General features: G+C 72.9%; 21 protein-coding genes. 12 read left to right on the plus strand and 9 right to left on the minus strand.

What is annotated here, in order from left to right; all coding sequences use genetic code 11:
• Position 1: 1 nt before the first annotated feature.
• Both metF and FHS34_RS35810 read left to right on the plus strand, forming a co-directional pair.
• Entirely contained in the window at positions 2-925 is a 924-nt protein-coding gene (metF, locus tag FHS34_RS35805; protein WP_184973433.1) for a methylenetetrahydrofolate reductase [NAD(P)H], read from the plus strand.
• A 56-nt stretch (positions 926-981) separates the two neighbouring features.
• The gene (locus FHS34_RS35810; RefSeq protein WP_184973435.1) at positions 982-1,917 is read left to right on the plus strand and encodes an SCO2102 family sporulation regulator; all 936 of its coding nucleotides are present in this window, start codon (positions 982-984) and stop codon (positions 1,915-1,917) included.
• Between the two features lie 61 nt (positions 1,918-1,978).
• Here FHS34_RS35810 and FHS34_RS35815 read toward each other — a convergent pair whose 3' ends face one another.
• From FHS34_RS35815 to FHS34_RS35835, 5 genes are all read right to left on the minus strand, one after another.
• The gene (locus FHS34_RS35815) at positions 1,979-3,484 is read right to left on the minus strand and encodes a phytoene desaturase family protein (protein WP_184973437.1); all 1,506 of its coding nucleotides are present in this window, start codon (positions 3,482-3,484) and stop codon (positions 1,979-1,981) included.
• A 58-nt stretch (positions 3,485-3,542) separates the two neighbouring features.
• On the minus strand, positions 3,543-4,145 hold the full coding sequence (locus tag FHS34_RS35820) for a DUF4126 domain-containing protein (protein ID WP_184973439.1): 603 nt from the start codon (positions 4,143-4,145) through the stop codon (positions 3,543-3,545).
• Positions 4,146-4,541: 396 nt separating this feature from the next.
• The gene (locus tag FHS34_RS35825) at positions 4,542-5,171 is read right to left on the minus strand and encodes a TetR/AcrR family transcriptional regulator (RefSeq protein ID WP_184973441.1); all 630 of its coding nucleotides are present in this window, start codon (positions 5,169-5,171) and stop codon (positions 4,542-4,544) included.
• A 47-nt stretch (positions 5,172-5,218) separates the two neighbouring features.
• Positions 5,219-7,303, minus strand: a complete 2,085-nt coding sequence (locus FHS34_RS35830) for a YhgE/Pip domain-containing protein (protein ID WP_184973444.1) — start codon at positions 7,301-7,303, stop codon at positions 5,219-5,221.
• Positions 7,275-8,120 (minus strand): ATP-binding cassette domain-containing protein, encoded by an 846-nt coding sequence (locus FHS34_RS35835; RefSeq protein ID WP_184973446.1) that lies wholly within the window; start codon positions 8,118-8,120, stop codon positions 7,275-7,277. Before FHS34_RS35835 ends, FHS34_RS35830 begins: the two co-directional genes overlap by 29 nt.
• A 161-nt stretch (positions 8,121-8,281) precedes the next feature.
• Between FHS34_RS35835 and FHS34_RS35840 the strand changes: the two genes are divergently transcribed.
• From FHS34_RS35840 to FHS34_RS35850, 3 genes are all read left to right on the plus strand, one after another.
• The gene (locus FHS34_RS35840; RefSeq protein WP_184973448.1) at positions 8,282-8,860 is read left to right on the plus strand and encodes an SAV_6107 family HEPN domain-containing protein; all 579 of its coding nucleotides are present in this window, start codon (positions 8,282-8,284) and stop codon (positions 8,858-8,860) included.
• 247 nt (positions 8,861-9,107) lie between these two features.
• The gene (locus FHS34_RS35845; RefSeq protein WP_184973450.1) at positions 9,108-9,878 is read left to right on the plus strand and encodes a methyltransferase; all 771 of its coding nucleotides are present in this window, start codon (positions 9,108-9,110) and stop codon (positions 9,876-9,878) included.
• 276 nt (positions 9,879-10,154) lie between these two features.
• Positions 10,155-10,538 carry an SCO2097 family morphological protein gene (locus tag FHS34_RS35850; protein ID WP_184973452.1) on the plus strand — a complete coding sequence of 128 codons (384 nt, stop codon included), beginning with the start codon at positions 10,155-10,157 and terminating at the stop codon, positions 10,536-10,538.
• A gap of 142 nt (positions 10,539-10,680) precedes the next feature.
• On the opposite strand, the gene FHS34_RS35855 is transcribed toward FHS34_RS35850, so the two are convergent.
• The 4 genes from FHS34_RS35855 to FHS34_RS35870 all read right to left on the minus strand — a co-directional run bounded on the left by FHS34_RS35855 (position 10,681) and on the right by FHS34_RS35870 (position 16,254).
• On the minus strand, positions 10,681-13,065 hold the full coding sequence (locus tag FHS34_RS35855) for a transglutaminase TgpA family protein (protein ID WP_184973454.1): 2,385 nt from the start codon (positions 13,063-13,065) through the stop codon (positions 10,681-10,683).
• Positions 13,062-14,423, minus strand: a complete 1,362-nt coding sequence (locus FHS34_RS35860; protein ID WP_184973456.1) for a DUF58 domain-containing protein — start codon at positions 14,421-14,423, stop codon at positions 13,062-13,064. The genes FHS34_RS35855 and FHS34_RS35860 overlap by 4 nt, the downstream gene beginning before the upstream one ends.
• Positions 14,423-15,463 (minus strand): AAA family ATPase, encoded by a 1,041-nt coding sequence (locus FHS34_RS35865; RefSeq protein WP_184973459.1) that lies wholly within the window; start codon positions 15,461-15,463, stop codon positions 14,423-14,425. Before FHS34_RS35865 ends, FHS34_RS35860 begins: the two co-directional genes overlap by 1 nt.
• 242 nt (positions 15,464-15,705) lie before the next feature.
• Positions 15,706-16,254 (minus strand): beta-class carbonic anhydrase, encoded by a 549-nt coding sequence (locus FHS34_RS35870; protein ID WP_184973461.1) that lies wholly within the window; start codon positions 16,252-16,254, stop codon positions 15,706-15,708.
• A 353-nt stretch (positions 16,255-16,607) separates the two neighbouring features.
• Between FHS34_RS35870 and rsmH the strand changes: the two genes are divergently transcribed.
• The 7 genes from rsmH to murD all read left to right on the plus strand — a co-directional run bounded on the left by rsmH (position 16,608) and on the right by murD (position 25,776).
• Positions 16,608-17,564: a 16S rRNA (cytosine(1402)-N(4))-methyltransferase RsmH gene (rsmH, locus tag FHS34_RS35875; protein WP_184973463.1), complete on the plus strand. Its 957-nt coding sequence runs from the start codon at positions 16,608-16,610 to the stop codon at positions 17,562-17,564.
• 67 nt (positions 17,565-17,631) lie between these two features.
• On the plus strand, positions 17,632-18,216 hold the full coding sequence (ftsL, locus tag FHS34_RS35880; RefSeq protein WP_184973465.1) for a cell division protein FtsL: 585 nt from the start codon (positions 17,632-17,634) through the stop codon (positions 18,214-18,216).
• A gap of 5 nt (positions 18,217-18,221) precedes the next feature.
• Positions 18,222-20,183, plus strand: a complete 1,962-nt coding sequence (locus FHS34_RS35885) for a peptidoglycan D,D-transpeptidase FtsI family protein (protein ID WP_308288330.1) — start codon at positions 18,222-18,224, stop codon at positions 20,181-20,183.
• A gap of 164 nt (positions 20,184-20,347) precedes the next feature.
• Positions 20,348-21,868, plus strand: coding sequence for a UDP-N-acetylmuramoyl-L-alanyl-D-glutamate--2,6-diaminopimelate ligase (locus FHS34_RS35890; protein WP_184973469.1), 1,521 nt, complete (start codon positions 20,348-20,350; stop codon positions 21,866-21,868).
• Between the two features lie 4 nt (positions 21,869-21,872).
• The gene (locus FHS34_RS35895; RefSeq protein WP_184973471.1) at positions 21,873-23,288 is read left to right on the plus strand and encodes a UDP-N-acetylmuramoyl-tripeptide--D-alanyl-D-alanine ligase; all 1,416 of its coding nucleotides are present in this window, start codon (positions 21,873-21,875) and stop codon (positions 23,286-23,288) included.
• Positions 23,285-24,358, plus strand: coding sequence for a phospho-N-acetylmuramoyl-pentapeptide-transferase (mraY, locus tag FHS34_RS35900; RefSeq protein WP_184973473.1), 1,074 nt, complete (start codon positions 23,285-23,287; stop codon positions 24,356-24,358). The genes FHS34_RS35895 and mraY overlap by 4 nt, the downstream gene beginning before the upstream one ends.
• Positions 24,340-25,776, plus strand: a complete 1,437-nt coding sequence (gene murD / locus FHS34_RS35905) for a UDP-N-acetylmuramoyl-L-alanine--D-glutamate ligase (protein ID WP_184973475.1) — start codon at positions 24,340-24,342, stop codon at positions 25,774-25,776. Before mraY ends, murD begins: the two co-directional genes overlap by 19 nt.
• Positions 25,777-25,818: the final 42 nt, after the last annotated feature.

Consider the following 25,818-nt stretch of genomic DNA (forward strand, 5'->3'; position numbering starts at 1 on the left):
TATGGCCCTCGGAACCCCGTCCACCAGGACCGACCGCGCACGCACCGTGCGCGACATGCTCGCCACCGGCAAGGCGACGTACTCGTTCGAGTTCTCGGCGCCGAAGACCCCCAAGGGTGAGCGGAACCTGTGGAGTGCGCTCCGGCGGGTCGAGGCGGTCGCTCCCGACTTCGTCTCCGTGACCTACGGAGCCGGCGGCTCCACTCGCGCGGGCACGGTCAAGGAGACCCAGCAGATCGTCGCCGACACCACGCTGACCCCGGTCGCCCACCTCACCGCGGTCGACCACTCCATCGCCGAACTGCGCAACATCATCGGCCAGTACGCGGACGCGGGCATCCGCAACATGCTCGCCGTGCGCGGCGACCCGCCCGGCGACCCCATGGGTGAGTGGGTCCCGCACCCCCGGGGCCTGGCCTACGCGGCCGAACTCGTCCGGCTCATCAAGGAGTCGGGCGACTTCTGCGTGGGCGTCGCCGCTTTCCCGGAGATGCACCCGCGCTCCGAGGACTGGGACACCGACGTCGCCCACTTCGTGGACAAGTGCCGTGCGGGCGCCGACTACGCCATCACACAGATGTTCTTCCAGCCGGAGTCGTATCTGCGGCTGCGCGACCGCGTGGCCGCCGCGGGCTGTGCCACCCCGGTCATCCCGGAGGTCCTGCCGGTCACGAGCGTGAAGATGCTGGAACGGCTGCCTAAACTCAGCAACGCGCATTTCCCGGATGCCCTGAAAGAGCGGATCCTCACAGCGAAGGACGATCCGGCGACGGTACGCTCCATCGGTATCGAGTTCGCCACGGAGTTCTGCGCGCGGCTGCTGTCCGAGGGAGTGCCCGGACTGCACTTCATCACGCTCAACAACTCCACGGCGACCCTGGAAATCTACGAGAACCTGGGCCTGCACCACCCCCCGCGGGCCTAGACCGGCCGCACCGCAGTACGACACACTGCGTAGCGGTCACTGGGAGAGGGGCGTACATGGGCTGGACGGTCCTCTACATCGCGTTCGGCGTCGTCGCGCTGTGGTTGCTCGGCGAGGTACTGCTGCAGTACAAGGCACGGCTGCGCTGGCGGCTTCTGGCGTTCGCCGGGTTCCTCGGCGTCGTGCTCGGCGTGCTGATGCCCTCCGTCATCGTGATCGGGCTGGGCGCGATCGCCTTCGCGACCGGCCAGACCTACGTCACGCTGTCGTTCCGCCGCGGCTTCGCCGCCGGCTGGGCGGTCAAGCGGCCCGACGCCGGCACCGAGGCCGCCGGCGGCAGCAAGCGCCGCCGCGGCAGGGCGGACCGGCACGAGGCGGGCGGCCAGGACACCGACCCGGAGTTCGCCGGGACCGCCGACGACCGGGGCGCCGATCACGACGACGTCCACGACCCGAACGGGCACGGTCAGGCGTACGGCGGCTTCGACGACGACTACGACCGCGACGACGTCTTCACCCCGGCCGGGGCCCGCACGATGGAGCCCACCGCCGCCGAGGCCACCGCCGTCTACGCGCCGCAGCCCCTCCCCGAGGACACCGGCAACTACGGCGTCTACGCCGAGACCGCCACCACGGACACCGGCGGGCAGAACTACGCCTACGACTACTCCGGCTACGCCCAGCAGGGCTACGGCTACGAGTCCGCGGGCCAGCAGAGCTACGCCAACTACTCCGACCCGTACATCGGCAGCCAGTCCTACGGCTCCTACGACCAGGGATACGCCCAGCAGTACGGACAGCCCGGCTACGCCCAGGACCCGTACGCCACCGGCGGCTACGGCGAGACCCCGTCCGGCGGTGTGTGGGTGCCGCAGCAGCGCACCGACGAGACCTACGGCGGCGAACTCCCGCAGGAGCAGCCGTATCCGCACCAGCAGGGCGGGCAGCAGCCGCAGCCCGGCGCCGGGTACGACGAGCAGTACCGCTTCTGACGGCCCGGAGCACCGGGCCCCGGGCCGCCGAGCTCCGGGCCACCCGCCGGCGGGGGTCCGCTCACTGTGAGCCGCGGAAGTCCGGCCCCTCCACGATCAGTCCGGCTACCAGCGCGCCCGACATCCCGGCGTGCGGGAGGCCGCCGCCCGGGTGGGACCAGCCACCGACCCGGTACAGCCCGGGCAGCCGCGTGGTGTTGGCAGGGTGCAGGAAGCGCCCCTGACCGGCGGCGAGCGCGGGCGCGGGCACGGACCCGGAGCCCGTCTCGTCCTCGACGTGTGCGGGTGTGCGCACCTCGTGCCACAGCAGACGCTCGCGCAGACCGGGTACCGCGCTCTCGGCCGCCGCGAGGAGGAAGTCCGTGTACCGCCGGACCGTGCCGTCCTCGTCCCAGGCGGCCTCGGCGGACACCGTCGCGGACAGCACCACGGACTCGTGATCGCCGTCGGGCCGCAGGGCGGGGTCGCCCGGGCGCAGCACGGTCACCGTCGGACAGCGGGGCTCGTCGCCACCGGGCGAGGCCAGGAAGTCCCACTCCGACTCGGGGGCCGCCGGATGGACGACCGTGCGGTGCGCGGCTCCCGGCTCCCGGCCGCCGCGCAGGGCGAGCAGCAGCGTGAACCGGGTGGGCGGGGCGGCGCCGGGGTCGGCCCGGACATCGCCCTCGTCGTCGAGCGGACGCTCCGTCAGGGTCCGCAGCAGCGCGGGGTGCACGTCCGCCACGACATGGTCCGCCTCGGCGACACTCCCGTCGGCCAGCTCCACCCCGGCGGCCCGGCCGTCCTTCTCCAGGACCCGGGTGACCTCGGCGCCGAAGACGAACTCCACCCGCCGCTGCAGACAGCGCTCGTACACCGCGCGCGCCAGCTCGCGGATGCCGCCGCGCACGTACCAGGTGCCGAAGGCGTGCTCCATGTACGGCAGCACGGCCGCGCTCGCCGGAGCCGACCAGGGGGCGAGGCCGTACGCGAGCGCGTGGCTCATCAGGATGCCCTCGAGGCGGTCGTCCCGCAGCTCCCAGAAACCGATCTCGGCCAGCGTCCGGGCGCGCCGCGTGCGCAGCAGCCGCTTGTGCGGGACCGCCGGATACGGCTCCTTCCCGGCCAGCACCTGCCAGTCGGGCCACAGCGGCTCCTCCAGCAGCGGCCGGCGCGTGCGGTCCCACGCCTCGCGGGCGCGCACCAGGAAGTCGCCCCAGCGCCCGCCCGCCCCCGCGCCCAGCGCCTCGTCCAGGGCCGAGACGACACCCGCGCGCGAGGCGTTCGGGAGCAGGACCTCGCTGCCGTCCGGGAAGACGTGCCGCGCCGACGGGTCGACCTGGACCAGCTCGACGCGGTCCTCCAGCGGCTCCTTGCCGGTCTTCACGAACAGGTCGCGGTACACGGCGGGCAGCGTCAGCAGTCCCGGTCCGGTGTCGAAGCCGAACCCGTCCCGCTCGAACCGGCGCACCGCGCCGCCGTACGTCTCCGTACGCTCGTACACCACCACCCGGTGGCCCGCGACGGCCAGCCGGGCGGCAGCCGCCATCGCGCCCATCCCGGCGCCGATCACCGCAATCCGTGCCATGCCGGCGACTTTATCGACCGCCACCGACATTCCGGCTGCCGGGTGGCTCCGGCGCAGGTCAGGGGGACCGCGAGGCCAGACGCCGCTCCTCGCGCCGCTGGGCCCTGCGGCGCAGGAAGCGCCGGATCCGCGAGGCCAGGAACAGCAGGGCCAGCAGCCCGCCGGCCAGCAGCAGACCCGCGACGACCGCGGCCGCCACGGGATGGAACATCGCGAACGTCACGACGCCCGCGACCCCGAGGTCCTCGGCGAGGCTCAGCACGAAGTTGCTGAACGGCTCGGGCGAGGTGTTGACCGCCATCCGCGTCCCGGCCTTGACCGTGTGGCTGGCCAGCGCCGTCGAACCGCCGAGCAGACCGGCCGCCACGTCGGAGAGCGAGCCGCTCTGCCCGGCGAGCAGCGCGCCCACCCAGGCACCGGCCAGCGGACGGACCACCGTGTGCACGGAGTCCCACAGCGAGTCGACGTACGGGATCTTGTCGGCGACGGCCTCGCACAGGAACAGCACGCCCGCGGCGATCAGCACCTCGGGGCGCTGCAGCGTCTGGGGAACGTCGTCGCTGACCCCCGTCGCGCCGAAGAGGCCGAGCAGCAGCACCACCGCGTAGGCGTTGATGCCGCTGGCCCAGCCGCTGGTGAAGACGAGAGGGAGTACGGACACGGAGGCGATCGTAACCAGCCGCCGGGCCGCCGTCGTGGGCACGCGCGCGGACGGCTGAGTACGCGTACTCAGCCCGCGGGATGAGTATCCGCGCGGATGGGACGACGGGCGCCGGAACGAGAGAGTGGGGGCACGGCAGGGGGCGTGCCCCGGCACCGCCGACACGGGGCGGCGGAACGGAGCCCGCCCGCCGGCCGCTCCTTCCGCCGATCCGTCGGCGGAAGCGAGACACGGGGGCCTCGGGGAAGACCACCACGGGGGTCCGCACGGGGGAACCCGTACGGGGGAGTACGGGACGGAAGTACGGGGGAACGCGGGGGGAGCACGGGGGAAGGAGAGGCGCCGGTCCGGAGCGGACCGGCGCCTTCCTCGTGTGCCGGGGGTGCGCCCGGGGCCTCAGACCCTGCCGCTGACCCGCCCCTGGAGCAGCCGGGACAGGGCCGCGTGCACGTCGTCCAGGGAGCGTTCCGGCTGGAAGGACTTCCAGTCCAGGGCGGCCACCAGAACCATGCCGACCAGCGCCGCCGCCGTCAGCTGGACGTCGATCTCGTCGCTGAACTCACCGGCCGCCACGCCCTCGCGCAGCACTCCTTCGACCACCGCGACCGCCTCCTGGCGCACCACCATCAGGGTGGACTGCCAGGCCCGGTTGGTGCGCCACAGCTCGGCGACGTACAGCTGGGTGAAGGCCGGGTAGCGGTCGATGAAGACCAGGCCCGCCCGGATCATCGCGTCCAGCGCGTCCACCTTGCCGCCGCCCGCGCGTGCCGTCCCCTCGGCCGCGTCCTTGAGTGAGGCGGTGAGCAGGCCGACGCCGTGCCTCAGCAGCTCCTCGAAGAGAACGGACTTGCTCGCGAAGTTGTAGTAGACGGTGCCCTTCGCGACCCCGGCCCGCTCGGCGATCTCGTCCACCGTGGTCGCGGAGAAGCCCTGCTCGGCGATGAGCGTGACGGCCGCCTCGTAGAGCTTCTGCCGGGTGGCCTCGCGGCGCGTGCTGCCGCCGGACCTGGCGCTGCTGCTTTCCATGGCCCCGATTCTCACAGGTACGCGCGCGTGCGGGCGCTTCCCGGGGATCACAGGCTCAGCTCCGGGTGCAGCCGGTCCAGCGTCCACACCTGGCGGCGCCGCGCCGACAGTGCCGTCAGCGCGAGGGCGCCGGCGGTGAACGCGGCGAGCACCCCGCACGCCTGCCACACGGGGCCGAGCCCGCCGCCCGTGATCAGCCGGCGCAGCGCCTCCACGATGTAGCTCATCGGCAGGAACGGGTGGATCGCGCGGAAGAACGCCGGGCTGGTCTGCACGGGGTAGGTGCCGCCCGCCGAGGTCAGCTGGAGCATCAGCAGCGCCAGGACCAGGATCCGGCCCGCCGCGCCGAAGCGGGCGTTCAGCCACTGCACGAGCGCCGCGAAACAGGCCGTGACCAGGCACAGGAAACCGATCGTGCCGGCCGCCCTGGTCAGCTGCAGACCGACCGCCCAGTGCAGCACGGTCATCAGGGCCACCACCTGGAGCACGCCCACGGCGACCACCGGCAGCCAGCCGGCGAGCGCGATCCGCCAGGCCGGTGCGCCGGCCGCCAGGGCACGCCGGTTCAGCGGCGGGATCAGCATGTAGGCCACCATCGCGCCGACCCACAGGGACAGCGGGATGAAGTAGGGGGCGAAGCCGGTGCCGTAGTTCGGCGCCTTGTGCAGGTCCTGGGAGGCCAGCTGGACCGGGTCGGCCATCACGCCGGTGCGCCGGTCGCGGTCCCGCTTGTCGTAGTCCGGGATCTTCCCGGCGCCGGAGTGCAGTCCGCCTGCCAGTTTCCCGGAGCCGTCGGACAACTTGTACAGGCCGCCGCTGAGTGTCTCGGCGCCCGACTTGGCGGTGCCGAGGCCCTTGTCCAGCGTGTCCGCGCCGGTGTGGGCGGTGCCGAGTCCGGTGTGCAGCTTCTCGGCGCCGGCGGCGACCTTCTGCGCGCCGGTGTTCAGCTTGTTGATCTTCTTGACGGCGTCCTCGACGTCCTCGGAGAGGTGCGGTGCGCGCTCGGCGAGGTCGTCGGCCTTCTCCCGGAGCGTGTCCAGGTTGTCCCGCATCGTCTTCAGGTCGCCGTCCTGGTCCGCGATCAGCGTGTTGAGGTCGTCGGCGACGACGGCCACGTCGGCGGCCGCGGTCCTGGCCCGCTTCAGGTCCGGGCAGACCGGGTCGGGAAGGGTCGCGGGCTCGCACCGCCTCTCGTAGATCCTGTCCAGGAGGGCGGAGGAGGCGTGGGCGGCCCTGGCGGCGCCCGGCGCGTGCTCCACCAGCACGTCCAGGTTGTCCTTGACCGTCTTGGCCGAGTCGGAGACCAGCCGGGCGGTGTCCCCGATGGTCTTCTCGTTGTCCTTGATGAACGGGCCGGCGTCGGCATTGACGCCGTTGACCTTGTCGGCGAGCTCCTGGGTGCCGTCGGCGACCTGCCGCGAACCCTTCTGCAGGTCGCCGGCGCCGGTGTCGAGCTTCTTCAGGCCCTTGGCCAGCTTGCCGCTGCCGCTCTTGGCGTCCTTCAGCCCGTCGGCGAGGTCCTTGGAGCCCTTCTCCGCCTTCCCGATGCCGCTGTTCAGCCGGTCGGCGCCGGCGGCCGCCGTGACGGTCTTGTCGTGGATGTCGGAGAACGACACGAAGATCTTGTCCAGGAAGGTCCGGGAGGCCTTCGTGGACGCGGCCGAGCGCACCTCGTTGAAGACGGTGCGGGAGATCTGGCCGACGATGTAGTTGTTCGCGTCGTTGGTGCGCACCCGGAGGGCGCCGGTCTCCGGCGAGTCGCCCGAACTGGACGCGATGCGGCTGCTGAAGTCGGCCGGCATGGTCAGCGACAGGTAATAGGTGCCGTCCTCGACGCCCCTGCGGGCCTCCTCGTCGCTCACCTCGTGCCACTCGAAGGTCCGGCTGTCGCGCAGCCCGTCGACGATGTCGTCACCGGCGTGGATCTTCTTCCCGCCCGCCGTGGCGCCCTCGTCGTCGTTCACCAGGGCCACCGGGACGCGGTCCAGACGGCCGTACGGGTCCCAGAAGGACCACAGGTACAGGGCGCCGTACAGCAGGGGCAGCACGAGCAGCGCGACCAGTGCCGCGCGCGGCAGCCTCCCGCGCCCGAAGCGCCTCAGCTCAAGCGCGGCCAGCCTCGGTGAGCGCATCGGTCTCCTCCTCGGGGTCGCTCTCGTCGTTCTCGTCGTCGTTCTCGCCGGCGCCGCCGGTGGTGGCGCCGGTGGTGGCGCCGGTGCCGGCGGTGGTGCCGGCGCCGGGCGCGGTGGACACGGACACGCAGCCCTCCGGCGCGGTGCGGCAGACGGCCACCACCGTCGTCCCCGCGCGCGTCAGGGACCGCAAGCCGTCCCAGAGTTCGGCCCGCTCGGCCTCGGAGAGCAACATGTCGACGTCGTCGACGCCGAGCAGCCGGGGCCGGCCGAGCAGGGCCAGCGCGACGGACAGCCGTACCTCCTGCGGCCGTTCGAGGTCGCGCACGGCGGTCCGGGAGCCCTTGGGGAGCGTCTCCGGGTCCAGTCCGGCGGCGGCCAGTGCCGCGTCGACGCGCAGCCGGGCCTCGTGGACCCGCCGGGGCCCGGGCCGCAGCAGCTCGCGCAGCGAGTCGCCGAAGCGCCGCTGCATCAGGGCCCGTTCGCGCAGGTGCTCGCCGACGGTCAGGGCCGGCTCCAGGTCGGTCACGCCGGCCACGTTGGCCACCGCGCTGATCCGGCGCAGCGCCGCCATGCGGCGGGGAAGTTTGAGACCGCCGACAACGGCGACTCCTTCACTGGGCCTCATCCGCCCCGCGAGCGCGAGCAGCAGGCAGGTGCGGCCCGAGCCGGACGGTCCCTCGATCGCGATCAGCGAGCCCGGATCCGCGTCGAGGGTGACGCCGCGGAAGGCCCACCCCCGTGGGCCCCTGAGGCCGAGCCCCTCGGTCCTGACGCCCGCGCCGGCCGTGTCGCCGGTGCCGTCCGTGCCGTCCACAGGTTCCCCCTGGGGCTGATTTGAACTGACTGGTCAGTGCAAAAATACGCCCGAACCTTCGCTCGAGGCAAAGCCCGAGGTCAGAACGGATTGTCAGTGGCATACCGCACGATGGGCACATACGGCATTCGTGCCGTCACCCAGACGACAGGAGGTTCGTCATGGCCCACTCGTCCGCAGCCGCCACCCCCCGGCGCCGCGCCACCGGCCCTGCCCCCTCACTGACCGGCCCGGCAGGCGACGTGCACCCCGTGCTCCGCCGGGCCACGGCCCCGCCCGCCGCCCTCGACCTGCTCGCCCAGGCCCGCGCCGCACTGGCAGAGGCCGCCGTCCTGGAAACACCGAACGAGCGCTACGCGACGGCCCACCTCGCCGCCCTGCGCACCGCCGCCGCCGTGCTCGCCGCCCGGGGCCGCCCCGAGACCTCACCGCGCCGGCGGGCCCGGATCCGCAGCGCCTGGGAGGTACTGCCCGAGATCGCCCCCGAGCTGACCGAGTGGAGCGCGCTGTTCGCCTCCGGGGCCGCGCGCCGAGCCCGCGCCGAGGCGGGCATCCAGGGCGCGGCCGGCTCCAGGGACGCCGACGACCTGATACGCGATGTGGCGATGTTCCTCCGCATCGTGGAACGCATGCTCGTCCTCCAGCCGGTCCTGCCCCAGCCCCGCCAGGACACCGGAGGTCCGGACGGCCCGGCGGCGCGGACCACGGGAACGCGCGGCGACCTGCCGGACGCGGGCTGACCACCGCCTCCTCGCACCGCGCGCCGTGACGGCCGGACCCCGGCGCGACGACCCGGGACGGCACGGGGACGCGAGAGGGAGGCGAGAGGGACGACCGAGTGCGGCGCGGAGGAGGGAGGGAGGAGAGAGAGGAGGGAGGGACGCTCCGGCACGGCGCGGGAGGAAGGAGGGATGACCTGGTGCCGTGCGGGAGGCAATAGGGTGGAGTCGCCTGAAGCCCTCCAGTCCTGCCGAGGAGTCAACTGCCGTGTCGGACCCGTCGCGCCCCCGCGCCTCCCTCCGTACCGCCGTGGTCTGGGAGGTCCTGCAGGACGCCCTCGACCGCCGGGTCAAGGCCACGGGCAGCAACTCGCTGGACGTCCTCGACACCGGGGGCGGCAGCGGCAAGTTCGCCGTGCCCGTCGCCCTCCTCGGCCACCGGGTCACCGTGGTCGACCCCAGCCCCAACGCGCTGTTCGCGCTGGAGCGCCGCGCCGCCGAGGCCGGCGTCGCGGACCGGGTCAAGGGCGTGCAGGGCGACGCCCACGGCCTGTTCGACGTGGTCGAGCGCGGCGGCTACGACGCCGTCCTGTGCCACGGCGTCCTGGAGTACGTGGACGACCCGGCCGAGGGCGTCCGCAACGCGGTCGCCGCGCTGCGCTCCGAGGGCGTCCTCAGCCTGCTCGCCGCCGGCCTCGGCGGGGCCGTGCTCGCCCGCGCCCTCGCCGGCCACTTCACCGAGGCCCGGCAGGCGCTCGAGGACCCCGACGGCCGCTGGGGCACCGGCGACCCGATGCCCCGCCGGTTCACCGCCGAACAGCTCACCGCGCTGGTCGAGAACGCCGGCCTGCGGGTCGGTGCCGTGCACGGCGTGCGCGTCTTCGCCGACCTCGTGCCCGGCGTCCTGGTGGACACCGAGCCCGGCGCCGTGGACGCGCTGCTGAAGCTGGAGGCCGCGGCGGCCGAACTGCCCGCGTTCCACTCCGTCGCCACCCAGCTGCACGTGCTCGGCGAGACGGCGGAGGCCGCCGAGGCCTGAGCGCACCGCCGTGGCGAGCCGCTGATCAGCGGCTCGGCCGCACATGGAGTACGCCACAAGCCCCCCGAACGAGGGGTTTGCGCCGTATGATCGAGGTACACCTTCCGGCATGACAGGTCGGTCGTCGGGGAATGGAAGCCTCAGCGAACCGGACGCCCATGACGGACTCCGGTTGGCCAATTGGCGTAGAGGGGCGGGTTTCACGGGGGCGATTCCCTGCCTATCCTGAAGGGACCCCCCGGGTCGCCCCGGCGACTGCACGATGAGGAGGACTCCGTGCCGCTCTCGGAGCACGAGCAGCGCATGCTCGAGCAGATGGAGCGAGCGCTGTACGCCGAAGATCCCAAGTTCGCGTCGGCGCTTGAGGGAAACGGGCTGCGGACGTACACCCGGCGGCGGGTCTACCAGGCGGTCGCGGGCTTTCTCATCGGTATCGCGCTCCTCATGACCGGCATGGTCATGCAGCAGATCTGGGTCAGCGTGGTGGGCTTCCTCGTCATGCTGGGATGTGCCGTGCTCGCCGTCACCGGCTGGCGCAAGGCCCCGAAGCCGGGCGAGCAGCCGCAGGGCGCCGCCCGACGGCAGGCGCGGCCGAAACGCTCCGTGATGGACCGGATCGAACAGCGCTGGCAGCGCCGCAGGGACGAACAGGGCCGCTGACCGCTCCGCGCCCCGGCGCCGGTCACCCCGGAACAACGCCGATCACGCGGCCCCACGCCGACGGCAGCAGACATATGTGAGGGGCGGCCACCACCCGGTGGCCGCCCCTCACGTGCGCGTCCGGCCCCGCCGCCGCGTCCGCTCAGCCCCGCTGACCGGACGTCCGGCGCAGCGTCGGACGGGCCGCCGTGACCCTGGCCCGCAGCGCCGACCAGCGGGCCGAGACCGTCCACAGCACCCGGACCGAGGAGCGGGGCAGCAGCAGCGCCCGCAGCCGTGCCCCGGCACTCACCGTGCCCCGCAGCCCCTCGACCACCCGGCGCACGTCCTGAGCCGCTCCCGTCGCCGGGCTCGGCCGGGGCGCGTACAGCACCTGCTCCACCGCGTCCGCCACCCGGTGCACGGCCGCCCCGGCCGCCGGATCCAGCCGCCCGAGCCGGACGATCCTGGCGGCGGCCTTGCGCGGGGTCAGCGACTCGTCCGGCGTGATGCCGTGGTCCCAGGCGCTGTCCGTCAGCTCCTGCCAGACGGCCAGCGTGTGCACCGCCGCCCCCTGCGCGGTCCGGGCGTGCCCGCCCAGCCGCAGCGCGCGCACCCGCGCCCGCCACAGCAGCGGCGACAGCGGAACCGCCAGGACCGGCAGCGCGCCCAGCCCGATCAGCAGCCACCACCACGGGCCCGTGCCGTCGTCGTCGTGGTGCGGGGCCGCCGCCGCGGACGGGCTGCCGCAGGCCTGGAGCCTGCGCAGCTCACCGGCGCAGCTCTCGCTCGGCGAGGCCGCGGCCGAGGGCGCCGAGGACGCGCCCCTGGAGGGCAGCGCCTCGTCCGGCAGCGAGGTGCCGGGGGTGTCCGACTGGGTGTAGGACGGGGTGGTGCCGCGGGTGGGCGTCGGCTCGAAGCGGGTCCAGCCCACCCCCTCGAAGTACAGCTCGGGCCAGGCGTGCGCGTCCTTCTGGTTCACCGAGATCGTGCCGTCGGCCTGTGGGGTGCCGGGCGCGAAGCCCACCGCGACCCGGGCCGGGATGCCGAGCGTGCGGGCCATCGCCGCCATCGCGAAGGAGAAGTGGACGCAGAAGCCCTCCTTCTGCTTCAGGAAGTTCGCGATGGCCTCGGGACCGCGGCCCACCTTCACCGAGGTGTCGTACTGGAAGCCTCCGGTGACGGCGAAGTAGTCCTGCAGTTTGACGGCCTCGTCGTAGTGGCTGTTCGCGCCGGCGGTGATCTCCTTGGCCGTCTCGGCCACCACCTGCGGCAGCGAGGACGGCACCTTGGTGTACTCGCTCCGCAGCGAGGCCGGCGGCTGCGGCGCGGCGGCCAGCTGATCCGCCGTCGGCCGCACGGACAGGCTGGTCACCTGATAGGTCTCGCCGCGCGTGGTCTGGCCGTGGTCACCGACGAGGGTCATCCCGACCGGTTCGTAGCGCCACCGGCCGCTGACCCGTACAGCGCTCGGCGGGTAGGGCATCGGCAGCCAGTTCTGGGCGTACGTGTCCGCCGCCGTGACGGTCGTGCGCACCTCGCCGCGTCCGACGTCCGCGCCCAGGCCCATGGGCGTGGGCAGCCTGTCCGGCACACCGACGACGTGCCGCTGGGCCGGCGTCCAGGTGGTGCCGTCGAACTCGTCGAGGGAGACGATCCGCAGATACAGGTCCGAGATGTCGGTCGTGGTGGTGCGCAGGGACAGCACCTGGCGGTCGTCGTTCGTGTTCAGGTTGTCCCGCAGCGACACCAGCGGGTTGACCGCCGAGATCGTGCCCCCGTGGCCGTTGCCCGCCCCCACGCCGGCGCCCGCGGCGTCCAGCAGGCCCCCGTGCATCGCGGGCAGCGCGAGCGGCACCATCAGGGCCACGCCGAGCGCGACCGCCCCGATCCGGCGGCCGGTGCGCACCGGTGCCAGGGCACCCGGCTCGGGGTGGCCCGGCCCGCGCGCCGCGCCGCCGAACACCCGGCCCCACTGGGCGAGCCGCTCCCGGCCCTCCGCGAGCAGCAGCATCAGATAGCCGGCCGCCGCCAGCAGGAACCACAGCCACTCGGCACCGCCGTCGGACAGGCCCGCGGCCACCGAGTACAGCGCGAGCAGCGGCAGCCCGGCCGGGGCCGCGCTGCGGAAGGTCACCGCGAGGACGTCCACCAGCAGCCCGATCAGCAGCGCGCCGCCGATCAGCATCAGCTTGATGCCGTCGGTGACCGGCGCCGGTATCGCGTACCGGTTGACGTCGTCGCCGCCCTGCTGGAGCAGCTCGGCGAGGTACCGGAAGGTGTCCGGGCCGGGGACCAGTCCGGCGATCGCGTGCTGCCGGGCGAACACCAGGGTCAGCAGCATCAGGGTCACCAGGGCCTGCGCCGCCACGGTCAGCGAACGGCCCAGCGGCACTCGCCGGGCCGCCGCGCCCACCCCGGTCTGCACGGCCAGCAGCGGAACCAGCTGCAGCAGCCAGGTCGGCTCGGCGACCAGCGGCAGCAGCGAGCAGGAGGCCATCAGCGTGGCCGCCGCCGCGCACAGCGCCAGTCGTGCCCGCCCGCTCATCCCAGTGCCTCCCCGCTCACCGAGGCGAGGCCGGAGCGTTCCCGGTCCGCCTGCCGCCACAGTTCGTCCAGCGAGCCGCCGCGCGGCACGCTCAGTGCCGTCCAGCCCGCCTCGCGCAGCAGGCGCAGCCGCTCCGCATGCCGGTCGTTCGGCCGGGGCACGTCGGTCGGCTCCCGCACCCAGGTGTCCGGGTCCAGCACGAAGGCGACGGCACCGCCGCTGCGCCGGCTCATCTTGGCGACCGTCGTGGCCTGCTCCTCGTCCAGGTCGCCGAGGAAGGCGACGAGCAAGCCCTCGTTTCCGCCGCGCAGCATGTCGTAGGCCCGGGACAGGCCGGTGCCGTCGGAGTGGTCGATCACCGCGAGGGTGTCCATCATCAGCCCGGCCGCGTCCGCCGTCTCCTGGCCGCTGCCCGCGAAGCCGTCGCCGCCCTCGCCGGGCACCGCGCTTCCGCTGTCGGTCAGCAGCCGTACCGAGAAGCCGCGCTCCAGCATGTGCACCAGCACCGAGGCGGCGCCGGACACGGCCCACTCGAAGGCCGAGTCGGGGCCGGCGCCCTCGTAGGCCCCGCCCCGGGTGTCCAGCAGCACGGTGCAGCGGGAGCGCCGGGGCTGCTCCTCGCGGCGCACCATCAGCTCGCCGTAGCGCGCGGTGGAGCGCCAGTGCACCCGGCGCAGGTCGTCACCGTAGCGGTACCCGCGCGGGATCACGTCGTCCTCGCCCGCGAGGGACAGCGAGCGCTGCCGCCCGTCGCCGTACCCCGAGGCCTCGCCGCCGAAGCGGACCGGGGCCAGCGGCTCCACGCGCGGGACGACCGTCAGGGTGTCGTACGTGGAGAAGGAGCGGGTCAGCTCGCACATGCCGAACGGGTCCGTCAGCCGCAGCTGCAGCGGGCCCAGCGGATAACGGCCCCGCAGGTCGGAGCGGACCCGGTAGGACACCTCACGGCGGCCACCCGGCTCCACCCGGTCCAGCACGAACCGCGGCCGCGGCCCGAGGACGTAGGGCACCCGGTCCTGGAGCATCAGCAGCCCGGTGGGCAGCCGGGAGACGTTGTCCATGCGCAGGTGCACCCGGGCCTCGCTGCCGGCCGGGACGCGCGCGGGGGAGAGGTGGCGGCTCGCGGCCACCCGGTAGCGCGTGCGGTACAGCACCGCCGCGCAGACCAGGGGCAGCACGGCGAGCAGCAGGCCGACCCGCAGCAGTTCGCTCTGGCCCAGCACGAACGAGCAGACCGCGGCGGCGATCCCGGCCGCGAAGAAGGAGCGGCCGCGGGTGGTCAGACCCGCCAGGGCCGTGCGGACTCCGCCCGTCTCCCCGCGGTCGTCCTCCGCCGGCCCGGCCCCCCCGGGGCCCATCACAGACTCCGCGGAGGCTGCTGGGGATAGGCGGGGATGTTCCGGCCGAGGCCGCCGAGGCCGTGCTGCTGGCCCGGTGCCGCGGGCACCGGTGTGCGCTGCAGGATCTCCAGCACGACCTGCTCGGCCGTACGGCGGTTGAGCTGGGCCTGTGCGGTGGGCAGCAGGCGGTGGGCGAGCACGGCGGCGGCGAGCGCCTGGACGTCGTCCGGCAGCGCGTACTCCCGGCCGGCGAGGGCCGCGGACGCCTTGGCCGCGCGCAGCAGGTGCAGCGTGGCACGCGGGGAGGCGCCGAGTCTGAGGTCGGGGTGGGTGCGGGTGGCGGCGACCAGTTCGACCGCGTACCGCCGGACCGGCTCGGAGACGTGCACCCCGCGCACCGCCTCGATGAGCTTCACGATCTCGTGCGCGTGGGCCACCGGCTGGAGGTCCTCCAGCGGGCTGACCCCGCCGTGGACGTCGAGCATCTGCAGCTCGGCCTCCACGCTCGGATAGCCGACGGAGACGCGGGCCATGAAGCGGTCGCGCTGGGCCTCGGGCAGCGGGTAGGTGCCCTCCATCTCGACCGGGTTCTGGGTGGCCACGACCATGAAGGGGCTGGGCAGTTCGTACGTCTGCCCGTCGATGGTGACCTGCCGCTCCTCCATGGACTCCAGCAGCGCGGACTGCGTCTTGGGCGAGGCGCGGTTGATCTCGTCACCGATCACGATCTGCGCGAAGATGGCGCCCGGCTTGAACTCGAAGTCCCGGCGCTGCTGGTCCCAGATGGACACACCCGTGATGTCCGAGGGCAGCAGGTCCGGCGTGAACTGGATGCGCCGCACCGAGCAGTCGATGGACCGCGCCAGCGTCTTGGCGAGCATCGTCTTGCCCACTCCGGGGACGTCCTCGATCAGCAGGTGGCCCTCGGCGAGCAGTACGGTCAGCGCGAGTCGTACGACCTCGGGCTTGCCCTCGATCACGCCCTCCACCGAATCGCGTACCCGCTCCACCGTGGCGGTCAGATCAGTGAGGCTCGCTCGATCGTCATAGGTCGTCACCCGGCCCTCCTCGGCCCGTTCTTTCCGGGCCGACGCTCTTCGTGCGAAACCGGCCCACCCCGAAACACGGACACCACGCGGGAAAGGTTCCGCGTGACGCCACACCCCGCATTCTTGCCGCCGTTACCGATTCGTGTCACTCGCCTGGGACAACTGCCCCCGCGATGTCGGTCTTACGACGTTTCCGACCGCGTTCCCGGCACGGACGGCGGGACGCGTCCCGGAGCGGCCGGTACCCCCCGTCAGGCCGGGTCGACCTCGCGCAGCAGGCCGGTGCGCACGTCGAAGACGAAGCCGCGGACGTCGTCGGTGTGCAGCAGGAAGGGCGAGGTGCGCACCCGCTGCATGGACTGGCGCACGTCCTGGTCCGCGTCCTGGAAGGCCTCCACCGCCCACGCCGGCCGCTGCCCGACCTCCATCTCCAGCTCGGTGCGGAAGTCCTCGGTGAGGGACTCCAGGCCGCAGCCGGTGTGGTGGATGAGCACGACGCTGCGCGTGCCCAGCTTGCGCTGGCTGATGGTCAGGGACCGGATGACGTCGTCGGTGACCACACCGCCGGCGTTGCGGATGGTGTGGCAGTCGCCCAGCTGCAGGCCGAGGGCCTTGTGCAGGTCGATGCGGGCGTCCATGCACGCGACCACGGCGACGTGCAGCACGGGGCGGGCGTCCATGCCGGGGTCCGTGAACGCTTCGGCGTACCGCCGGTTGGCCTCCACGAGGCGGCCGGTCACGGTGCCGCCGGTGGTTATGGCGCCTTCGGTTCCAGTGGGTGCAGCTGCGGAAGTCGTCATGCCGACGACGTTACTGGTCACGCAGCGGTCCGGCCTGCTGTGAGAGGGGACAAAGAGCGTCAGCGTGGCGCGTTGTGAGCTAACCCACAGGGAGGGCAAAGGTGAGCCGAACGGGTGGATCGGTGCGAATGGAGGTTCCCGTCGGGTTGCGGTCCGCGACGCGCAGTGCGGTTGATTGACCAGGGGACAGCGTGGACTAAAGTGGCGCGAAAGCGGGAGACGAGTCTCTCCCCGCTGGTGAGACCCCCGGAGGCCCCGGCGCACGCCCGGACCCGCCTCCTCGCGCGCGCGGCGCGTACGTACGGCTCGGGGGACCGACGGTGCGTACGGCCCGCCGGAACTGAGAGGCCCCCTTGAGCCAGAGTCGACACGTCCCGGTGATGCTCCAGCGGTGCCTGGACCTGCTGGCGCCCGCCCTGGAGCAGCCGGGCGCGGTGGTCGTCGACTGCACCCTCGGCCTCGGCGGGCACAGCGAGGCGCTGCTCACCCGGTTCCCCGGCGCACGTCTGATCGGCCTCGACCGGGACAAGGAGGCGCTGCGCCTGTCCGGCGAGCGGCTGGCGTCCCACGGCGACCGCGCCACCCTCGTGCACGCCGTGTACGACGAGCTGCCCGAGGTGCTCCACCGGCTCGGCCTCGCGCGCGTGCAGGGCGTGCTGTTCGACCTCGGGGTCTCCTCCATGCAGCTGGACGAGGCCGACCGCGGCTTCGCCTACGCGCAGGACGCGCCCCTGGACATGCGCATGGACCAGACGACCGGCATCAGCGCCGCCGAGGTCCTCAACACCTATCCGGCGGGCGAACTCGTGCGCATCCTGCGCGCGTACGGCGAGGAGAAGCAGGCCAAGCGGATCGTCTCCGCGATCGTCCGCGAGCGCGAGAAGGAGCCGTTCGACAACAGCGCGCGGCTCGTCGAGCTGATCCGGGACTCCCTGCCGCAGGCCGCCAAGCGCACCGGCGGCAACCCGGCCAAGCGGACCTTCCAGGCGCTGCGCATCGAGGTCAACGGCGAACTGTCCGTGCTGGAGCGGGCGATCCCGGCCGCGGTGAAGGCCCTCGACGTCGGCGGGCGGATCGCCGTCCTGTCGTACCACTCGCTCGAAGACCGGCTCGTCAAGCAGGTGTTCGCGGCCGGCGCCGCCTCCACCGCGCCACCCGGACTGCCGGTCGTGCCCGAGCGCTACCAGCCGCGGCTCAAGCTGCTCACCCGCGGTGCCGAACTTCCCACCGAGGAAGAGATCGCCGAGAACCGCCGGGCCGCACCGGCCAGACTGCGGGGTGCCGAGCGCATCAGGGAGGACGTCGAGTGAGCGAGACGGGTCGGAGGGTTCCCCCCGCGCACCGGGGGAGCGGCATCCCCCACGCACCGGGGGAGCAGTGAGCAGGAAACCCGAGCTGAAGGGGAGGGCCGCCCGGCTCGCCCGGCTCCTCCCGGCCGGCCGCGCCCAGGCGGCCCGCACCCCGTTCGTCCTCCTCGTCGTCGTGCTCCTCGGCGGCGGCCTCATCGGCCTGCTGGTGCTCAACTCCGCGCTCAGCGAAGGCTCGTTCCAACTCGACGACCTGCGAAAGCGGACGAAGGCCCTCACCGACGAGCAACAGGCCCTGCAGCGCGACATCGACGCCTACTCGGCGCCCGACGCCCTCCAGCGCCGCGCCGGCGAACTCGGCATGGTCCCCGGCGGTGACCCGGCCTTCCTCGGCCCCGACGGCCGGATCAAGGGCGTCCCCGGCGCCGCCCCCCGCACCGCCGCCCTCTCGGGCCCGGCCGCCCCCGGGGGGCTGCTCCCGCCCGCCGGCGCCTCCGCCACCGCGGCCCCCACCACCGCCCCCGGCACCGCGGCACCCACCGCCCCCGGCACGCCGCCGCCCACCGTCGCGCCGGCCCGGCCCCAGGGGCCCCCCGCGGCCTCCGCGCCGCCCGCCGCACCCCAGCCCATTGCCACCCCGACCCCCGGCAGGTGACGGAAGTGTCCGACAGGCAAGCGCCGCGCCGCCGTGTGCCCGGGCCCGCGGGGCCTCCCCGGCCGCGGAGCGCCGTCCGGCAGCCCGGGCCCGGTGCCCGGCCGGCCCGCCGCCCGGCCGGATCCCGGCCCATGCCCCCGCGCCCGCTCCGGCTCGGCAGCCCCCGGCCCCGGCTGCGCCTGGTCGGCCTCGCCCTGACCCTGGTGCTGCTCGTCTTCGTCGTACGGCTGCTCCAGGTCCAGGCCGTCGACGCGAGCGCCTACGCGGCCCGGGCCGAGCAGAACCGGTACGTCGTCCACACCCTCGCCGCCGAGCGCGGCGAGATCACCGACCGCAACGGCGTCGCCCTCGCCGTCAGCGAGGACGCGTACGACATCACGGCCGACCCGACCATGTTCGGCGTCAAGCAGCTGAAGATCCAGGACGGTCCGGAGCGCGCCGCCGCGCTGCTCGCCCCGATCCTCGGCCAGGACCAGGCCGCGCTCCTCAAGAAGCTGCGGCCCGAGAACCGGAACTCCCGCTACACCCGGCTCGCCGCCCGGCAGACCCCCCAGGTCTGGAAGCAGATCAGGGACCTGAAGACCGCGCTCACCAAGAAGGGCGAGACGGACCGGTCCACCGTCAACGTGCTGGCCGGGGTCTTCGCCGACCCCAGCAGCCAGCGCGTGTACCCCAACGGCGACCTGGCCGCCGGGATACTGGGCTGGGTCAACGCCGACGGCCAGGGCGGCGGCGGTGTCGAGCAGCAGCTGAACAAGCAGCTCACCGGGAAGGACGGCAAGCTCCGGTACGCCCAGTCCGGCGGGCGCGAGGTGCCCACGGCCGGCTCCACCGAGACGCCCGCCGTGCCCGGCTCCGACATCGAGCTGACCATCGACCGCGACATCCAGTGGGCCGCCCAGAACGCGATCAGCGAGCAGGTGAGGAAGTCCCGGGCGGACCGCGGCTACGTCATCGTCCAGGACACCCGCAGCGGCCAGATCCTGGCCATGGCCAACTCACCCGGCTTCGACCCGAACGACCTGTCGAAGGCCGACGGCGACGCCATGGGCAACGCGGCCCTCCAGGACGCCTACGAGCCCGGCTCCACCGCGAAGGTGATGTCGATGGCGGCCGTGCTGGAGCGGAAGGCGGCGACCCCGCTCACCCATGTCGTCGTACCCAACCGGCTGCACCGCGGCGACCGGCTCTTCCAGGACGACATCGACCACGCCACCTGGTACCTCACCCTCAACGGCGTGCTCGCCAAGTCCAGCAACATCGGCACCATCCTGGCCACCGGCGAGCTCGGCAGGAGCCAGCCCGAGGCCAACAAGGTCCTCCACTCCTACCTGCGCAAGTTCGGCATCGGGAGCTACACCGGCCTCGGCTTCCCGGGGGAGACCCCCGGCATCCTCGCGCAGCCGCAGAAGTGGTCCACCTCGCAGCAGTACACGATCCCTTTCGGCCAGGGCTTCTCCATCAACGCGATGCAGGCCGCCTCCGTGTACTCGACCATCGCCAACGGCGGCGTCCGCGTCGAGCCGTCCCTGGTGCGCGGCACCAGGGACGCGGACGGGCGCTTCACCCCGGCGCCGAAGCCCCCGCAGACACGGGTCGTCAGCGCGAAGACCGCCAAGAGCGTCGCCCAGATGCTGGAGTCCGTGGTCGACGACGAGCAGGGCACCGGCATCAAGGCCCGCATCCCGGGGTACCGGGTGGCGGGCAAGACCGGCACGGCCAACCGCGTGGATCCGGCCACCGGCCGCTACCGCGGCTACACCTCGTCGTTCGCCGGCTTCGCCCCCGCCGACAACCCGCGGATCACCGTCTACTGCGCCATCCAGAACGCCACCTCGGGCAGCTACTTCGGCGGCCAGATCTGCGGTCCCATCTACAAGCAGGTGATGGAGTTCGCCCTGAAGACCCTCCAGGTCCCCCCGACCGGGGCGAAGCCCGCCAGCCTGCCCGTCGACTACAAGCCCTGATCAGCCACGGAATCACCAGGAACGAGCTCGTGACAACGATCACCCCCGGCGCCGGGGACCACGGGGCCGAGAGCCCCTCACTTCGCCCCGGAGCGGGTACGCCCGGTACGCTCACCGCCGTGCCACACGCTGATCAGTCCCAAACCACCCAGAAGGGCGCTTCCGTGACATATCCGGGACCGCCGCGACCGGTTCAGGTCTCCGCCACACCCCTGGCGGAACTCGCCGATCAGCTGGGTGCCGCCGCTCCGGCCGGCTCCGCCGAGATCACGGGGATCACCCACGACTCGCGCGCCGTCCGCCCCGGCGACCTGTACGCCGCCCTGCCGGGCGCCCGGCTGCACGGCGCCGACTTCGTCACCCAGGCCGCCGGCCTCGGCGCGGTCGCCGTGCTCACCGACCCGAGCGGCGCCGAGCGCGCCGCCGCGACCGGCCTGCCCGTCCTGGTCCTGGACGACCCGCGCGCGCGGATGGGCGAACTGGCGGCGACGATCTACGGCCACCCCGGCCGGGATCTGCTCCAGATCGGCATCACCGGCACCTCCGGCAAGACCACCACCGCCTACCTGGTGGAAGGCGGCCTGCGGACCGCCCGCGCCACCGGTCTCGTCGGCACCGTCGAGATGCGCATCGGCGACGAGCGCATCAAGTCCGAGCGCACCACCCCCGAAGCCACCGACCTGCAGGCCCTGTTCGCCGTCATGCGCGAGCGCGGCGTCGAGGCGGTCGCCATGGAGGTCTCCAGCCACGCCCTGGTCCTCGGCCGGGTCGACGGCTGCGTCTTCGACATCGCCGTCTTCACCAACCTCAGCCCGGAACACATGGAGTTCCACTCCGACATGGAGGACTACTTCCGGGCCAAGGCACAGCTCTTCACGCCGGAACGCAGCAGACTCGGCGTGGTCAACGCCGACGACGAGTACGGCCGCCGGCTCGCCGAGGAGGCGACCGTCCCGGTCGTCACCTTCTCCGCCGAGGGCCACCCCGACGCCGACTGGCGCGCCGAGGACGTGCAGGTCGGCCCCATGGACTCGACGTTCACCGTCCTCGGCCCGAACGGCGAGCGGATCCACGCCAGGTCGCCGATCGCCGGCCCCTTCAACGTGGCGAACACCCTCGCCGCCGTGGTCGCCCTCGCCGCGGCCGGCCTCGACCCGCAGGCCGCCGCCGACGGCATCGCCGCCGTCCCGGGCGTCCCCGGCCGGCTGGAGCGTGTCGACGCCGGGCAGCCCTACCTCGCGGTCGTCGACTACGCGCACAAGACCGACGCGGTCGAGTCCGTGCTCAAGGCACTGCGCAAGGTCACCAAGGGCCGGCTGCACGTCGTCCTGGGCTGCGGCGGCGACCGCGACCAGACCAAGCGCGCCCCGATGGGCGCCGCCGCGGCCCGGCTGTCCGACACGGCCGTACTGACCTCCGACAACCCCCGCTCCGAAGACCCCCTGGCGATCCTCGCGAGCATGCTCAAGGGCGCGGCCTCGGTGCCCGCGCACGAGCGCGGCGAGGTGCTCCTCTTCGAGGACCGGGCCGCCGCCATCGCCGCCGCCGTGGGCCGCGCCCAGGCCGGGGACACCGTGCTGGTGGCGGGCAAGGGCCACGAGCAGGGCCAGGACATCGCCGGCGTGGTCCGTCCCTTCGACGACCGCCAGGTGCTTCGCGAAGCTATCCAGAAGACCCAGGGATGAACTTGTGATCGCCCTCTCTCTCGCCGAGATCGCAGCAGTCGTCGGCGGGCAGACGCACGACATACCGGATCCGTCCACGCAGGTGACGGGACCGGTCGTCCGGGACTCCCGCGAGGTGGTGCCGGGCAGCCTGTTCGCCGCTTTCGTCGGCGCGCGCGTGGACGGCCACGACTACGCACCGCAGGTCGTCGAGGCCGGCGCGGTCGCCGTGCTGGCCTCCCGGCCGGTCGGTGTCCCCGCCATCGTGGTGGACGACGTCCAGACCGCCCTCGGCGCTCTGGCCCGGCACGTCGTACGCCGGCTCGGCGCGACCCTCGTCGCCCTGACCGGCTCGGCCGGCAAGACCAGCACCAAGGACCTCATCGCCCAGGTGCTCCGGCACAAGGCGCCGACGGTGTTCACGCCCGGCTCGCTCAACAACGAGATCGGCCTGCCGCTGACCGCCCTGTCCGCCACCGAGGAGACGCGCTTCCTCGTGCTGGAGATGGGCGCCCGCGGCATCTGCCACATCCGCTACCTCACCGAGCTGACCCCGCCGCGGATCGGCCTCGTCCTCAACGTCGGCACCGCCCACATCGGCGAGTTCGGCGGACGCGAGCAGATCGCCCAGGCGAAGGGCGAACTCGTCGAGGCGCTGCCCTCCGCGCAGGACGGCGGTGCGGCGATCCTCAACGCCGACGACCCGCTGGTCCGGGCCATGGCCTCCCGTACCAAGGCGAAGGTGGTCCTTTTCGGAGAGTCGGCCGAAGCGGACGTACGCGCCGAGAACGTGCGACTCACGGACAGCGGACAGCCCTCCTTCAGGCTTCACACACCCTCCGGTGCAAGCGATGTGACCATGCGCCTGTACGGTGAGCACCACGTGTCGAACGCGCTCGCCGCGGCCGCCGTCGCCCATGAGCTGGGCATGTCCGCGGAAGAGATCGCCCTGGCGCTCTCCGAGGCGGGCACCCTCTCCCGGTGGCGCATGGAGGTCACCGAGCGCCCGGACGGCGTGACCATCGTCAACGACGCCTACAACGCCAACCCCGAGTCCATGCGGGCCGCCCTCAAGGCGCTCGCGGCCATGGGCAAGGGGCGCCGCACGTGGGCGGTGCTCGGCAAGATGGCCGAGCTGGGGGACGAGGCGCTCGCCGAGCACGACGCCGTCGGACGGCTCGCCGTCCGGCTCAACGTCAGCAAGCTCGTCGCCGTCGGGGGGGTTGAGGCCTCCTGGCTGCAACTGGGCGCATATAACGAGGGTTCGTGGGGTGAGGAGTCGGTGCACGTGTCCGACGCACAGGCGGCGATCGACCTGTTGCGCAGCGAGTTGCGCCCGGGGGACGTCGTACTCGTGAAGGCGTCCCGTTCGGTGGGGCTGGAGAGCGTCGGCCAGGCGCTCGTCGAGGCCGGTACCGGGCGTGGGGTTGATGCCCGATGATGAAGCAGATCCTGTTCTCGGGTGTCATCGGCCTCTTCCTGACACTGATCGGCACCCCGCTGCTGATCAAGCTGCTCGCCCGCAAGGGCTACGGCCAGTACATCCGTGACGACGGCCCCCGGGAACACGCCAGCAAGCGCGGTACGCCCACCATGGGTGGTATCGCCTTCATCCTGGCGACGATCGTCGCGTACTTCCTGTCCAAGGTGATCACCGGTCAGACGCCGACGTACTCGGGCGTCCTGGTCCTCGGCCTGATGTTCGGCATGGGCCTGGTCGGCTTCCTCGACGACTACATCAAGATCGTCAAGCGGCGTTCGCTGGGTCTGCGGGCCAAGGCCAAGATGGCCGGCCAGCTGATCGTCGGCATCGCCTTCGCCGTGCTGTCCCTGCAGTTCTCCGACGCGCGCGGCAATACCCCGGCGTCCACGAAGCTGTCGTTCATCACCGACTTCGGCTGGTCGATCGGCCCGGTGCTGTTCGTGGTCTGGGCGCTGTTCATGATCCTCGCGATGTCGAACGGCGTGAACCTGACCGACGGTCTGGACGGTCTCGCCACCGGAGCCTCGGTCCTCGTCTTCGGCGCCTACACGTTCATCGGCGTCTGGCAGTTCCAGGAGTCCTGCGCCAACGCGCAGACCCTCACCAACCCGGGTGCCTGCTACGAGGTGCGCGACCCGCTGGACCTCGCCGTGGTCGCCTCCGCGCTGATGGGCGCCTGCCTCGGCTTCCTGTGGTGGAACACCTCGCCGGCGAAGATCTTCATGGGTGACACCGGTTCGCTCGCGCTCGGCGGTGTCCTCACGGGCCTGGCCATCCTCTCCCGCACGGAGCTGCTGGTGGCCATCATGGGCGGCCTGTTCGTCCTCATCACCATGTCGGTCGTCATCCAGGTCGGCTCGTTCCGGCTCACCGGCAAGCGCGTCTTCCGGATGGCACCGCTCCAGCACCACTTCGAACTCAAGGGCTGGTCCGAGGTCCTGGTGGTGGTCCGCTTCTGGATCATCCAGGGCATCTGTGTGATCGTCGGACTGGGCCTCTTCTACGCGGGATGGGCAGCGGACAAGTGACCTCCTCCTCGGAGCTCTTCGACTTCCAGGGCAAGCACGTCACCGTCGCCGGGCTCGGTGTCTCCGGCGTCCCGGCGGCGAAGGTGCTGCACGCGCGCGGGGCCGCCGTCACGGTCGTCAACGACGGTGACGACGCACGCGCGCGCGAGCAGGCCGCCGAACTCCGGGCGCTCGGCATCACCGTGCGCCTGGGGGACGGGGCGACCCTGCCGGAGGGCACCGAGCTGATCGTCACCGCGCCCGGCTGGCAGCCCGACAAGCCGCTGTTCCTGGCGGCCCGGGAGGCGGGCGTGCCGGTCTGGGGCGACGTGGAGCTTGCCTGGCGGCTGCGCGGGCCCGACGCGGCCCCCTGGCTGGCCGTGACGGGCACCAACGGCAAGACCACGACCGTCCAGATGCTCGCCTCGATCCTGACGGCCGCGGGCCTGCGCACGGCCGCCGTCGGCAACATCGGCGTCTCCCTGCTGGACGCGGTCCTCGGCGAGGAGCGGTACGACGTCCTCGCCGTCGAGCTGTCCAGCTACCAGCTCCACTGGGCGCCCTCCCTGCGGGCGCACTCGGCGGTGGTCCTCAATCTCGCGCCGGACCACCTGGACTGGCACGGCTCCATGGAGGCGTACGCGCGCGACAAGGGCCGCATCTACGAGGGCAACAAGGTCGCCTGCGTCTACAACGTCGCCGACGAGGCCACCGAGGACCTCGTGCGCGAGGCCGACGTCGAAGAGAGCTGCCGGGCCGTCGGGTTCACCCTGGGCACGCCCGGCCCCTCCCAACTCGGTGTGGTCGACGGCATCCTGGTCGACCGCGCCTTCGTGGAGAACCGGCAGAAGAACGCGCAGGAGCTGGCCGAGGTCTCCGACGTCAATCCGCCGGCCCCGCACAACATCGCCAACGCCCTTGCGGCGGCGGCCCTCGCGCGCGCCTTCGGGGTGCCGGCCTCCGCCGTACGGGACGGTCTGCGGGCCTTCCGCCCGGACGCCCACCGCATCGCGCACGTGGCCGACATCGACGGGGTCGCGTACGTGGACGACTCCAAGGCGACCAACACCCACGCCGCGGAGGCCTCCTTGGCGGCATATGAACCGATTGTATGGATTGCGGGTGGCCTGGCGAAGGGCGCGGCCTTCGACGAGCTGGTCGCCAGGTCGGCGAAGCGGCTCCGCGGTGCGGTCCTGATCGGTGCCGATCGGGCCCTGATCCGCGAGGCCCTCGCGCGACACGCCCCGGAAGTACCCGTGGTCGACCTCGACCGGACCGACACTGGGGCGATGCTTCAGGCGGTGACGGAGGCGAAGCGGCTGGCTCGGCCCGGCGACACGGTGCTGCTGGCCCCGGCCTGTGCCTCCATGGACATGTTCACCAACTACAACCAGCGCGGTGACGCGTTCGCGGCGGCGGTCCGCGAGCTCGGAGCCTGACCCCGGCCGCCTGCCGGGCGGATCTTGGGAGGGACGCGTGGG

It is taken from the genome of Streptomyces echinatus, from assembly GCF_014203595.1.
Taxonomy (GTDB): domain Bacteria; phylum Actinomycetota; class Actinomycetes; order Streptomycetales; family Streptomycetaceae; genus Streptomyces; species Streptomyces echinatus.

Coding starts and splice junctions, on each gene's coding strand:
- metF (WP_184973433.1), top strand. CDS start 2: ATGGCCCTCGGAACCCCGTCCACCAGGACCGACCGCGCACGCACCGTG.
- FHS34_RS35810 (WP_184973435.1), top strand. CDS start 982: ATGGGCTGGACGGTCCTCTACATCGCGTTCGGCGTCGTCGCGCTGTGG.
- FHS34_RS35815 (WP_184973437.1), bottom strand. CDS start 3,484: ATGGCACGGATTGCGGTGATCGGCGCCGGGATGGGCGCGATGGCGGCT.
- FHS34_RS35825 (WP_184973441.1), bottom strand. CDS start 5,171: ATGGAAAGCAGCAGCGCCAGGTCCGGCGGCAGCACGCGCCGCGAGGCC.
- FHS34_RS35830 (WP_184973444.1), bottom strand. CDS start 7,303: ATGCGCTCACCGAGGCTGGCCGCGCTTGAGCTGAGGCGCTTCGGGCGC.
- FHS34_RS35840 (WP_184973448.1), top strand. CDS start 8,282: ATGGCCCACTCGTCCGCAGCCGCCACCCCCCGGCGCCGCGCCACCGGC.
- FHS34_RS35855 (WP_184973454.1), bottom strand. CDS start 13,065: ATGAGCGGGCGGGCACGACTGGCGCTGTGCGCGGCGGCGGCCACGCTG.
- FHS34_RS35860 (WP_184973456.1), bottom strand. CDS start 14,423: ATGGGCCCCGGGGGGGCCGGGCCGGCGGAGGACGACCGCGGGGAGACG.
- FHS34_RS35870 (WP_184973461.1), bottom strand. CDS start 16,254: ATGACGACTTCCGCAGCTGCACCCACTGGAACCGAAGGCGCCATAACC.
- mraY (WP_184973473.1), top strand. CDS start 23,285: ATGATGAAGCAGATCCTGTTCTCGGGTGTCATCGGCCTCTTCCTGACA.
- murD (WP_184973475.1), top strand. CDS start 24,340: ATGGGCAGCGGACAAGTGACCTCCTCCTCGGAGCTCTTCGACTTCCAG.